Consider the following 12,243-nt stretch of genomic DNA (forward strand, 5'->3'; position numbering starts at 1 on the left):
CCTATCAGCGCCTCCTTTCCCTTTTACTGAGAATGCTTTCATGCCCCAAACTGACGAACTCCGCAGCTCACGCCTTGATACGCTGATAACGCCGGAACAACTGATCGGCGCGCTTCCCTTGACGCCCGACGTCGCCGAAACCGTGACGACGGCGAGATCCAACATCGAAAATATTCTATCCGGACGCGACCCGCGTCTGCTTGTCATCATCGGCCCCTGCTCCCTCCACGATCCGGAAAGCGCTCTGGCGTACGCACGACGGTTAGCCGAACTTCGCACGCGCCATCAACATCGATTGGAAATCGTGATGCGGGCTTATTTTGAGAAACCGCGCACGGTGGTGGGATGGAAGGGATTAATCGCAGACCCGGATCTGAACGGCAGTTTTCAGGTCAATAAAGGCTTAACACTCGCCCGTCAACTGCTGCTGGAGATCAACAAGCTGGGCCTGCCGGCCGCCACCGAATTTCTGGATATCGTCACCGGCCAGTATATTGCCGATCTGATTAGCTGGGGCGCCATCGGGGCACGCACGACGGAGAGCCAGATTCATCGGGAAATGGCGTCGGCGCTATCTTGCCCGGTCGGGTTCAAGAACGGAACGGACGGCAACATTCGCATTGCGATTGATGCAATCCGCTCCGCTCAGGCGTCTCACATGTTTCTGTCGCCGGATAAACAAGGCCGGATGTCGGTCTACCGTTCATCGGGAAATCCGTATGGCCACATGATTATGCGCGGCGGGAAAACGCCCAACTACCATGCCGAAGATGTGGCGCAAGCTTGCCAGCAGTTGGCGTCGTTTTCTCTGACGCCGCGGCTTATCATCGACTGTAGTCACGGCAACTGTCAGAAGCAGCACCGGCGACAGAGTGATGTGGCACTCTCGGTTTGTGGGCAAATCGCCGAGGGAACCACGGCTATCGCGGGGGTGATGATAGAGAGTTTTCTGGTGGAAGGCGCTCAGCCCTCGCTCAATCCGGCCTCCTTGACGTTCGGCCAGTCTATTACGGACCCCTGTTTAGGCTGGGAAGACAGCGAGCGCGTACTGGCTCAGTTGGCGGAGGCGGTGAGCCACCGGTTGTAATTCGTCGCCGGAATCCGCGTGACAAGAATCACGCTGCACGACCACGTCGGAACCGCCATAAAAAAACCTCCGCAGCAAGGCGGAGGCGGTTCCTTTTCATTAGCTAAGGCAGCGCTAAGCTGCTACTGCCCTATCTTCCATGGCCTGTCGCCACCCTCCCAACCAGTAAGACCGAGCATTGATCGATTGATAGGGGCAAAGCTCCTTGGGTCGACCAGAAATACCTGCTTGATAACCGCGTGAATGCGCCCGTTCAAGGCGATCTCGTTTCTGTCTCTTCATGCCTCATTTCCCTCATACGAGTCTGGTGGAAAGAATGGTGATTACTTTATGAGCAACCACATTTAAGGAATAGCGATTCCTGGTCTGAAGATCAAGTCGCAATATTCACGCCATCGTCATATTTGTGAGCCAATATCGGAATCTTTTACCTGGAGGCGGGAACGGTTCACGGTAACCGTTTGAGGGGAAAACAAAACCGCTGATTGCCTCTGTTGATACAAGAAATCGACATTCAGCGGTCTATTTTATAACCAATCAGGACAGAGCGGCAGCCTGACGAACAATGGACTGAGCCACCTGCTGCCAGCCTTCGGCCAGCGTTTTCACCAGCGCATCGTAGCCGTCTTCAGACTGCGGCAACGTGACGTTGAACGGCTGAGTAATAATGCGATCCTGATAACGCAGCGTCCAGGCGCCGCGAATCACCGCACTACCATCGTATCGGCCCTGGAAGGCGGATACGGTGATATCCAGCGTCGCCCGATCGCCATCCGGCTCACGGTTCACTACCCCCCATGAAGGCAGCCCCTGCTGCAGCGTCGCTATCAACGACTGCTGCAATTGCTGGTCCAGCGGGCTGGCCCAGAGGTTGTTGCTGGCGATGGTGTACCGGACGTCGGACGTCTGATACACAATCCCGCTGTTCGACAGCGAGTCGGCCAGCGCAACCCCACGCACCCACAGGTGGGGCGCGGAGGCTGGGGTGACGGAAGCCGTGGCTTTATCGGCCTCCGACGGCAGCTGATAGTAAACCTTGTGTGAATCGCTGCTGCACGCCCCAAGCAGCAGCACTAACGCCAATGTCCATCGTTTCATCATGATTTATTTCGCCTTCTTCGGTTGCGGATCCTGACCACCCGATGCTTCAAACACCAGCGCATTACTCTTGCCGTTCAGGGTGCGCAGCAGCGGCTGCAGTTCACGCAATACCTGATCTAACCGCTGCATATCGTTCACCATCTTGTTATAGGCGGGAGAACCCGGCTGGAAGCCTTGCATGCTACGATTCAGCTCACGCAGCGTACGCTGCATATCCTGAGGCAGTTCCTGCATCGTTTTGTTGCCGGTGATCTGGTTCAGCGACGCCAGCGTTTTCTGCAGCTCGCGCAACGTCGCCTGACTTTCAGCCAGCGTTTGCGTGGCCTGCGATACCATTGGCGTCAACGGCAAACCGTTCACCTTATCCAATACCGTCATCAATTTTTGCTGGATTTGCGATAGCCCGCCGCTGACCGTCGGCAAGACTTCATAGCCGTCGACCTTGACCATCGACACCGGACGCCCCTTCAACTGCGGGTAAAAGTCCAGATCGATATACAGCGCGCCAGTCAGGATATTGGCCGTCTTCATAGAGGCACGCAGCCCCAGCGCCGGCGCTTCCTTGATTTCCTGTTCCAGATTCAACTGATCCCAGACGTGCGCCTGCAAACGGTCTGGTTCGATACGGATCATGACCGGAATGCGGTAGTCATTCGTCAAACTCTGCTTGATCTCGTGCGGGAAGAACGGAACCTGCGACACGGTACCCAAACGGATGCCGCGGAACTCAACCGGGGCTCCCGGCTGCAAACCGCGTACGGACTCGTCGAAGAACACCAGATACTCCTTGAATCGGGTATACAGCGTATCCTGAATGCTGCGCTGGCTGTCGTAGAGCCGGTATTCGGCGTGTTCCTTCGCCGGATCGCCCAATTCCCAGCCGCTCGGCACGTCGAAGCTCACGCCGCCGTTTAGCAATGTCGCCAGCGAGCCCATCTCGACGCGCATCCCCTGCGCAGAAAGATCGAGCGCGACGCCACTATCTTTCCAGAAGCGAACGTTGCTGGTCACCAGCGAGTTGTAGGGTGCGTTAATGAACAGCTGGTAGCTCATTTTTCGTTCCGCAGGATCAAAGTGGCTGGTTTCCACCGAGCCAACGCGATAACCGCGGAACAGCACCGGATCGCCCGCATTCAACTGGCCGGCGCGTTCGCTGGTCAGCGACACGCGAATCCCTTTGGCATCCGGAGACGCCAACGGCGGACTGTCTAATAGTTTAAAATCTCGGCTTTCATCCTTATTGGAACCGGGCTGCAACTGAATAAACGACCCTGACAGCAGCGTCCCGAGTCCGGAAATCCCCTCTCGTCCAACCTGAGCCTTGACCACCCAGAACACCGAATCGGTGCTCAGCAGATGATCCATGTCGTTATTCAAACGCGCTTTGATCTCAACCTGATGGAGGTCTTTACTCAACACCACGCTTTCCACCACGCCGACGTTGACGCTGCGGCTCTTGATGGGCGTTTTCCCCGCCTCAATGCCGTCTGCCGTCTGTGCCGTCAGCGTAATTTCCGGCCCCTGATGGCTGAAGTGATAAAACAGGATCCAGGCGCCGATCAGCAACGTGACGATGGGCACAATCCAGACCGGAGACCAGCGCTTAAGCGATTCAATCTCCGCGGCGCTGTGGTTATTTTTCGTCAATGGAAAACTCCTCTCACTCACGGTTGTAACGATCCCACAACAGGCGGGGATCAAACATAATAGCGGCAAGCATGGTCAGAAGAACCACCGCGGCAAACAGCACTGCGCCGATTTCAGGATACACGCTCATAAAACGGCCGACGCGAACTAACGCGGACAGCACGGCAATCACGAACACATCAATCATGGACCAACGCCCCACGAATTCCACCACTTCGTAGACCAGATGCATCCGCTCGGTATCGTGACGGCTTTTGCCCTGCGTACACCAGCAAAGCCAGCCGAGCGCGATCATCTTCAGCGTCGGCACCATGATGCTGGCGATAAATATCACCAGGGCCACCGGATAGGAACCGGAGCCCCACAGCAAGACAACGCCGGACATAATCGTCGAATCCATTCTATTGCCCAGCGCTTCCGTCACCATGATGGGCAACATATTAGCCGGGATGTAGAGCATCAGCGAGGTGACCAGCAGCGCCAGCGTCCACTGCAGGCTATGACGCCGACGCAGATGTCCATGCGTGTGGCAACGCGGGCACACCTGCACATCCGCCGGGAGCACTGCCGTACAGCAGTTGCACGAGCGCACGCCCTGCGCAATCCCGCTGCGCCCTGTTTCCAGCGTATCCGGCACCGCCGGCGCGGGCGTGACGTCGTGCCACAAACGCCGGCGGTCAAGACTCTGAAAAGCCAGCAGTTGCAGAAGACAAAACAGGACATAGGGAATAAAGCTGATGCCGATGCCGATGCTGCCGTAAGCCATCAGTTTGACGAAACTTACCAGCACACCGGCCAGAAAGATTTCCGGCATACCCCAGCTTTTCAGTTGGAACAGAATTCGCGCCAGCAGCCGGGTGAGTCCAAGATTCATCCGGATATGCCCGCACAGCCCAATGATGATGAGCATGCAGCTGGCGGGAATACACTGCACGAATAGCATGAACAGCGTCGCGACGCTGGCATAGTTCTCATCCACCATGACTTTGGGGATTTCCAGCAAAGTGACTTCACTGGTGATCCCCGCCACCTGCATGGAGACGAAGGGAAACAGCGCAGACAGAAACAGCATCACCAGCGCGCTGATGGCGAAACTCACCGATCGCCAGCGCGCTTCAGGACGATGGCTCGTCAGCAGCGTATTGCATCGCGGGCATACCGCCCGCTGACCTGGCCGTAAGTCAGGAAGCTCGACCAGCAGGTCGCACTGCGGGCACAACATTTTACCCTCCGCAGAGTGGGAGTGGGTGCACATCAATAACCTCCTGTTGCCAGCCAACTAGGCAGCCGCGAGGCGGGCTTGCCTGACGTCAAAAGCTACGCGTTGCCGTTTTGCAAAGACTCAAGCTCTTCCCAGCGGGCAAAGCTGGTTTCCAGACGCTGTTCCGCCGACGCTAACGCATCCAGCACCGGCTGCGTTTCCTCATGAGGTCGTGAGAAAAACGATGGGTCGTTCATCTGCGCCTGCAGCGAAGCGATCTCACGCTCAAACTCTTCCAACTGCTGAGGCAACTGCGCCAGTTCACGCTGTTGGTTGTAGCTGAGCTTCACCGTGGCGGCCGGTTTGGCCGGCCGCGATACGGCGGGCGCAGACTTGGACTCGACGGGAGCAGAAGTCGCCGTCGCGCGCAGCGGAGTAGCCACTGAACGCTGCTGCTGTGCGTCATAGTAACCGCCGACGTACTGGCCGATAACGCCGTTGCCTTCGAAAATCCAGCATTCCGTTACCGAGTTGTCGACGAACTGACGGTCATGGCTGACCAGCAATACCGTGCCCTGGTAGCTGTCGAGCAGCTCTTCGAGTAGCTCCAGCGTTTCCACATCCAGGTCGTTGGTCGGTTCATCGAGAATCAACAGGTTGCTCGGCTTCAAAAATAGCCGCGCCAACAGCAGGCGATTTCGTTCTCCGCCGGACAACGCCTTCACCGGCGTCATCGCCCGTTTAGGGTGGAACAGGAAGTCCTGCAAATAGCCGAGCACGTGGCGAGAGCGGCCGTTGACCATCACTTCCTGCTTGCCTTCAGCCAGGTTGTCCATCACCGTCCGCTCCGGATCCAATTCGGCTCGATGCTGATCGAAGTAAGCCACTTCCAGCTTTGTCCCACAATGGATGCGGCCGCTATCTGGCTTCAACTGGCCCAGCATCAGCTTCAACAGCGTGGTTTTACCGCAGCCGTTAGGCCCGACCAACGCGATTTTATCGCCGCGCTGAACCTGGGCGGAGAAGTTGTTCAGCAGGACTTTGCCGCCGACCTGATAGCTGGCGTTTTCCAGTTCAAAGACGATTTTGCCGGATCGCGCCGCCTCTTCCACCTGCATTTGGGCCGATCCCATCACTTCGCGACGTTGAGTACGTTCCTGACGCAAGGCCTTCAGCGCTCGCACACGGCCTTCGTTACGGGTGCGGCGAGCCTTGATGCCCTGACGGATCCAAACCTCTTCCTGCGCCAGTTTGCGGTCGAATTCCGCGTTCTGCAGTTCTTCCACTCGCAGGGCCTCTTCCTTGCCCGCCAGATACTTATCATAGTCGCCCGGCCAGGAAACGAGTTTGCCGCGGTCTAAATCAACGATGCGGGTCGCCATATTGCGAATGAAAGAACGGTCATGAGAAATGAAAATGATGCTGCCCTGAAACGATTTCAGGAACCCTTCCAGCCAGTCGATGGTTTCGATGTCCAAATGGTTCGTTGGTTCGTCCAGCAGCAATACCCGAGGAGCGCTAACCAGCGCCCGGCCCAACGCGGCCTTGCGCAACCAACCGCCGGACAGGGACGACAGCGGCGTGTCTGCGGTCAGGCCCAGCTGTTCCAGCACGGCGTTGATGCGATCTTCCAGTTTCCAGAGACCCTGATGGTCCAGCACTTCCTGGACTTTAGCCAGTTGATTCAAGTTTCGTTCGCTAGGATCGGTTTCGACCAGCCGCAGCGCGGCGTGATATGCCTTCAGATGCTCCGCCTGCTCCGCGACGCCCTCCGCCACAAAGTCGAAAACGCTGCCGGCCACGTTGCGCGGCGGGTCCTGCTGCAATCGGGCGACAATCAGGTCCTGCTCGAAGATAAGACGCCCATCGTCCAGAGGGATCTCCTTTGCAAGGATTTTCAACAGCGTGGATTTTCCGGCGCCGTTACGACCGACCAGACAGACACGCTCGTTGTCTTCGATATGCAGCTCAGTATTGTCCAGCAGCGGCGCATCGCTGAATGAAAGCCAGGCGCCCGATAAACTGATTAATGACATGTAATTACTTTTCCTCTCCGGCATGCTTCAGCAGCCAGCAGTTGTGAATCTGACGATTGCGGGCGAAATCCTGCGATTGGGTACGTGCAGTAATATCCTGTGCATCCAGCCCCAGCGCGGCGAGGCCTTCCATATCCATCTGAAAGCCCCGTTTGTTGTTGGAAAACATGATGGTACCGCCGCGTTTTAACAGGCGCTTCAAATCTTTCATCAGCATCAGATGATCCCGCTGCACGTCAAACGTGGCTTCCATGCGTTTAGAGTTGGAGAACGTCGGCGGATCGATGAAAATCACGTCGAACTGTTCGTTGGACTGGCTCAACCAGCTCAGGCAATCCGCCTGGATCAGTCGGTGATGACGTCCCGTGAGACCATTGGCGCGCAGGTTCTTCTCCGCCCATTCCAGATAGGTACGCGACATATCCACCGTGGTCGTACTGCGTGCGCCGCCGATGCCTGCGTGAACGCTAGCCGTCCCGGTATAGGCGAACAGGTTGAGGAAATCTTTTCCCTGACTCAGTTCGCCCAGCATTTTGCGGGCGACGCGGTGGTCCAGGAACAGACCGGTATCCAGATAGTCGGTCAGATTGACCCACAGTCTAGCGTTGTACTCGTCCACCAGCAGGAACTCGCCTTTTTGGGCGAGCTTCTCATACTGATTTTTCCCTTTTTGCCGTTCACGCGTCTTAAGGATCAGCTGATTAGTCGGCACGCCCAGCACGCTGAGTGTGGCATTGATGACGTCGAACAAACGCTGACGGGCTTTTTGGGCATCCACCGTCTTCGGCGGCGCGTACTCCTGCACCACCACCCAACTGCCGTAACGGTCAACGGCGACGTTGTATTCCGGCAAATCGGCGTCGTAAACGCGATAGCATTCAATCCCCTGCTGTTTAGCCCATTTGTCCAGCTTGCGCAGGTTTTTCTTCAGTCGGTTGGCAAAATCATCCGCTGGCGCGCTTACGTTTTCAGCGCTGTTCGCCGCCAGCTGGTAATTTTTCTGCACACAGTCCAGCGGGCCGTTTTTGGCTTTGAACTGGCGGTCGGCGCGCAGTTGTAAACAGCTCAGCAGCTCCGGCGAAGCGCTGAAAAGAGACAGCTGCCAGCCGCCGAACGACGCTTTCATAATCCGCCCCAGCATATTGTGCAGCGCGATCAGGGCTGGTTCGCTTTCCAGACGCTCGCCGTAAGGCGGGTTGCTGAGCACCGTCCCGGTAGGGCCTTCCGGCAGCGGATTTTTAAGCTGAATGGCGTCGCAGACATCGAAACGAATCAAATCACTGACACCGGCGCGGCGGGCGTTGGCGCGAGCAATGTCGATCACCCGGCGATCGTTATCCGAGCCGAAGAAACGGGACGCGGTAGCCTGCATCCCGGCGCGGGCGCGCTGTTGCGCTTCGGTAGTCACCTCTTTCCACAGCGTGGGATCAAACTGCTGCCAAGCCAGGAATCCCCAGTGATGGCGATGCAAGCCCGGCGCGCGATCGGCGGCGATCATGGCCGCTTCGATCAATAACGTCCCGGAGCCGCACATGGGATCGACCATCGGCGTGCCGTTTTCCCAGCCGGAACGCAGCACGATAGCGGCAGCCAGATTTTCTTTGAGGGGCGCCTGACCGGCCAGCTCGCGATAGCCTCGCATATGTAGGCCGTCGCCGCTGAGATCGATCGCCACGCTGGCTTTCTCTCGCTGCAGAAAAACGTTGATGCGAATATCCGGCTGCTGTTTGGCAACGTCGGGACGTTGACCGGTACGGCGGGTGAAGCTGTCGACGATGGCGTCTTTCACTTTCAATGCGCCGTACTGGCTATTACGGATTTCGTCGTTAGTGCCGCTGAAATGGACGGCAAAGGTTTTATCGACGCTGAAAATGGTCGACCAATCCACGGCTTGAACGCCCAGATAGAGGTCCAAATCGCTGTAGACGTTGAATTCGTTGAGCGGAAGCAGAATGCGGGACGCCAGGCGGCTCCACATCAGGCTTTGGTACACCAGGCGATCGTCTCCCTGAAAATGCACGCCCCCCTGCACGACTGCGCAATCCTGAGCGCCCAGCGTCTCAAGTTCGCTTTTTAATAATTCTTCCAAACCACGCGCCGTGCTGGCAAACAGAGAGTTCATAGAGCAGATATCACCTTAAAGAAAATTGAGGCGCATTATAGCTAATCCCCACCGGTTGTCATAATGCACCGCAGCCGACCGAAGCCATTATGGTCTTAGCTATGTCGGGTCGGGCGGAAACGATCCTTGAATATCACGATGCTTATACGATAGATGACGACGCCGCGCCCCTGCAACGCGGGCTGGTGTGGCTTGGACGATAAGCTGTCGGTAAAGGGACCTTCGGGTTGCGGTTGGTCGGAATATCCCGGAACAAGCCACACAAAACGTCTATTAAAGAGGCGATGCGCGGTCATCATTTGACGTCTAAACCGTCGTCATATCAGTTACATCGACAAGTCAGGCCAATGTAAAACGCGCGATAAAACATAGGAAGTCTGGGAAAGACGTGATGAGGACTAACAAAAACTTGCCGTTAACGACGAGAGGGGAACGGGTCAGTCACTCCCGAAGTCTGTGCAAATACCCGCACGGCCGACGCCGGTTCTGTGTAGCCGACTCCGTAACCAGCGGAGTCAACCTACACAGGCATACTGGGACGAATCGCTGTCGATATCGTCAACCGCGGCTGTCGGCAACAGGCGGTCGTGCATGATTTTGATGGGATCGCCAAGTTGCAGCATTTTAGCATTCAGCATCAGTTGGCTTTGCGCCACTAAACACAGGCTGGCTTTCTCGCCCTCTTCCACCACCAACAGGGTGGCGTCTTCATCGCGATCGACGAGTTGAACGGTGACGATGTCACCTGTCGTCGGGCGGTAGCCCTCACCTGATTGCGGCGCGAAGTGCCAGCTTTTGGGCATTAGCGGTTTCATAAAGCGATTCGCCACCAGCGCGTTTAATACCAGTTCGGCTTTTTCCGCCTGTGGGAGGGGTATTCCCTGACACTTTTCCTGATAGGTAAAAAATAACGCGGCGTCATCGACGCAAAACGCGCTTTCCCTAAAAGCATCCGGGGTTAACATCGACATAGGATAACGGGAACGAAATAACATGCCATCCGCCAGATCCAACATCAGACGCTGCTGTTCGTTGTCAAAATACCAACGCCAATTATCGTCAGGTTTTAATTTCATCGTGATACCTTCATTCTTCCTTTTGCGCTGCCTGCGATATTTAACGCCTGCAAATTTAACCCGTAGAGAACTCGAGTGCGTTATTTTTATACAGCACGAAAAATATAGACTAGCCGGGAGCATAAATAAACCCCCGGCTATGAATGAAGATGAAAAAATTAGATATGATTGACGATATCTTTAATTAGGCCCGGTCCGCGGAAAATAAACCCGCTGTAAATTTGCACCAGCGTCGCACCCGCCGCCATTTTTTCCCGTGCAGCCATAAGAGAGTCAATACCCCCCACTCCGATAATAGGTAGACGACCGCTTAATTCCTGAGATAAACGACGTATCACTTCGGTGCTGAGCAGTTGTAATGGACGACCGCTCAATCCCCCGGTCTGACCGCTGTGATTCAACCCTTGGATCAATTGACGATCCAGCGTGGTATTCGTTGCAATCACGCCATCAATATTATATCGCACCAGACTATCTGCAATTTGGATCAATTCTTCCTCTGAAAGATCCGGCGCTATTTTCACCGCCACAGGGACATATTTTTGATGTTTGGCTTCCAGCTCCGCCTGTTTATTTTTTACCGCTTGTAACAAATCATCCAGGGCTTCACCGTACTGAAGCGTCCGTAATTCAGGCGTATTTGGCGATGAAATATTAATGGCTATATAACCTGCATGGGCATATATCTTCTCCATACAGATTAGGTAGTCATCCTTTCCATTCTCGACCGGCGTGTCTTTATTCTTGCCGATATTGATCCCTAATATGCCGCCGAAATGGGATTTCTTGACGTTCTCCACCAGATTATCCACCCCGAGATTATTAAATCCCATGCGGTTAATTAATCCTTCGGCTTCGATCAAACGAAATAAGCGCGGCTTATCATTTCCCGGCTGAGGACGCGGCGTCACTGTCCCGACTTCAATGAAGCCAAATCCCATAGCCCCCAACGCGTCCACGCACTCGCCGTCTTTATCCAGCCCGGCGGCAAGCCCCAACGGGTTTTTAAACGACAGCCCCATGCAGGTCACAGGTTTGGTGGGAACAGACTGACGGACGAGAAATTCTAACGGAGTATGGCTGATACGACGCAACTGCTGAAAGGTAAACTCATGCGCGCGCTCTGGGTCGAGCTGGAATAACGCTTTACGAATAAGGGGGTACATGGACTCTCCTGGATTCCCGGTTGCAGACCGGGGCGATATTATCGGCTATCCGTCCCAGAAAGGGAATTGACCTGTGACAAAAAAGGCCTAGCCGGTCGCGGCGGAACGCCATAGCACCGGCAATGTTATGCACTTACAGTCTTTCGATTCCATAATAAATCATTTAATGGAATAAGCCTGTGTCTGCCAGACTGACCGCATGTTGCCTAATGGTAAGAGTTGCTAACAATACGTTAGAAGGAGTGCATATGCGCGTTATCACTTTAGCAGGGAGTCCTCGCTACCCGTCACGTTCCACCGCGCTTCTGCAGCATGCGAACAAGTGGCTGACGGCCAAGGGCGTGGAAGTCCTACCCTGGCATCTACACAATTTTCCTCCGGAAGATCTCCTCAATGCCCGCTTCGACAGTCCTGCGCTACAAACGCTCAACGAGCAGTTGTCCACCGCCGATGGCGTGATCATCGCCACCCCGATTTACAAGGCCTCGTTCACCGGGGGCCTGAAAGCCCTGCTGGACGTCCTGCCCGAGCGGGCTTTAGCGCATAAGGCCGTACTGCCGATCGCCACCGGCGGGTCGCTCGCGCACATGCTTGCGGTCGACTATAGCCTACTGCCGGTACTCAACGCGCTGAAGGCTCAAGAGATCCTCCAAAGCGTCTTCGCCGACGACAGCCAGATCCGCGATTACGACCGCACCCCAGAATTCTCTAGCGCGCTGCAAGAACGGCTTCAGGAAGCGTTGGAGAACCTGTTTCAGGCGCTCCTGAGACGTCAGCACTATCCCCAACTGCAACATAGCGCATAGG

10 protein-coding genes are annotated in these 12,243 nt (G+C 55.7%); 2 read left to right on the forward strand and 8 right to left on the reverse strand.

Annotation, left to right across the window (positions count from 1 at the left end; translation table 11 throughout):
* Nucleotides 1-40: 40 nt before the first annotated feature.
* Nucleotides 41-1,087 carry a 3-deoxy-7-phosphoheptulonate synthase gene (locus BLU64_RS04960; RefSeq protein WP_026742684.1) on the forward strand — a complete coding sequence of 349 codons (1,047 nt, stop codon included), beginning with the start codon at nt 41-43 and terminating at the stop codon, nt 1,085-1,087.
* A 114-nt stretch (nt 1,088-1,201) separates the two neighbouring features.
* On the opposite strand, the gene rmf is transcribed toward BLU64_RS04960, so the two are convergent.
* From rmf to pyrD, 8 genes are all read right to left on the reverse strand, one after another.
* Nucleotides 1,202-1,369, reverse strand: a complete 168-nt coding sequence (rmf, locus tag BLU64_RS04965; RefSeq protein WP_071999766.1) for a ribosome modulation factor — start codon at nt 1,367-1,369, stop codon at nt 1,202-1,204.
* Between the two features lie 255 nt (nt 1,370-1,624).
* Nucleotides 1,625-2,188, reverse strand: a complete 564-nt coding sequence (pqiC, locus tag BLU64_RS04970; protein WP_074728021.1) for a membrane integrity-associated transporter subunit PqiC — start codon at nt 2,186-2,188, stop codon at nt 1,625-1,627.
* Nucleotides 2,189-2,191: 3 nt separating this feature from the next.
* Complete coding sequence (gene pqiB / locus BLU64_RS04975) at nt 2,192-3,835, reverse strand: intermembrane transport protein PqiB (RefSeq protein WP_074728023.1); 1,644 nt, start codon at nt 3,833-3,835, stop codon at nt 2,192-2,194.
* Between the two features lie 13 nt (nt 3,836-3,848).
* Nucleotides 3,849-5,090, reverse strand: a complete 1,242-nt coding sequence (gene pqiA / locus BLU64_RS04980) for a membrane integrity-associated transporter subunit PqiA (protein WP_026742687.1) — start codon at nt 5,088-5,090, stop codon at nt 3,849-3,851.
* 62 nt (nt 5,091-5,152) lie between these two features.
* Nucleotides 5,153-7,072, reverse strand: a complete 1,920-nt coding sequence (locus tag BLU64_RS04985) for an ABC transporter ATP-binding protein (RefSeq protein WP_026742688.1) — start codon at nt 7,070-7,072, stop codon at nt 5,153-5,155.
* A 4-nt stretch (nt 7,073-7,076) separates the two neighbouring features.
* Entirely contained in the window at nt 7,077-9,194 is a 2,118-nt protein-coding gene (rlmKL, locus tag BLU64_RS04990) for a bifunctional 23S rRNA (guanine(2069)-N(7))-methyltransferase RlmK/23S rRNA (guanine(2445)-N(2))-methyltransferase RlmL (protein WP_026742689.1), read from the reverse strand.
* 515 nt (nt 9,195-9,709) lie between these two features.
* Nucleotides 9,710-10,270 (reverse strand): cell division protein ZapC, encoded by a 561-nt coding sequence (locus BLU64_RS04995; RefSeq protein ID WP_074728025.1) that lies wholly within the window; start codon nt 10,268-10,270, stop codon nt 9,710-9,712.
* Nucleotides 10,271-10,428: 158 nt separating this feature from the next.
* On the reverse strand, nt 10,429-11,436 hold the full coding sequence (gene pyrD / locus BLU64_RS05000) for a quinone-dependent dihydroorotate dehydrogenase (RefSeq protein ID WP_026742691.1): 1,008 nt from the start codon (nt 11,434-11,436) through the stop codon (nt 10,429-10,431).
* Between the two features lie 248 nt (nt 11,437-11,684).
* Between pyrD and ssuE the strand changes: the two genes are divergently transcribed.
* Nucleotides 11,685-12,242 (forward strand): NADPH-dependent FMN reductase, encoded by a 558-nt coding sequence (gene ssuE / locus BLU64_RS05005; RefSeq protein WP_026742692.1) that lies wholly within the window; start codon nt 11,685-11,687, stop codon nt 12,240-12,242.
* The last annotated feature ends 1 nt before the right edge of the window (nt 12,243 follow it).

The sequence above is a fragment of the Lonsdalea quercina genome (genome assembly GCF_900107885.1).
Taxonomy (GTDB): Bacteria; Pseudomonadota; Gammaproteobacteria; order Enterobacterales; family Enterobacteriaceae; genus Lonsdalea; species Lonsdalea quercina.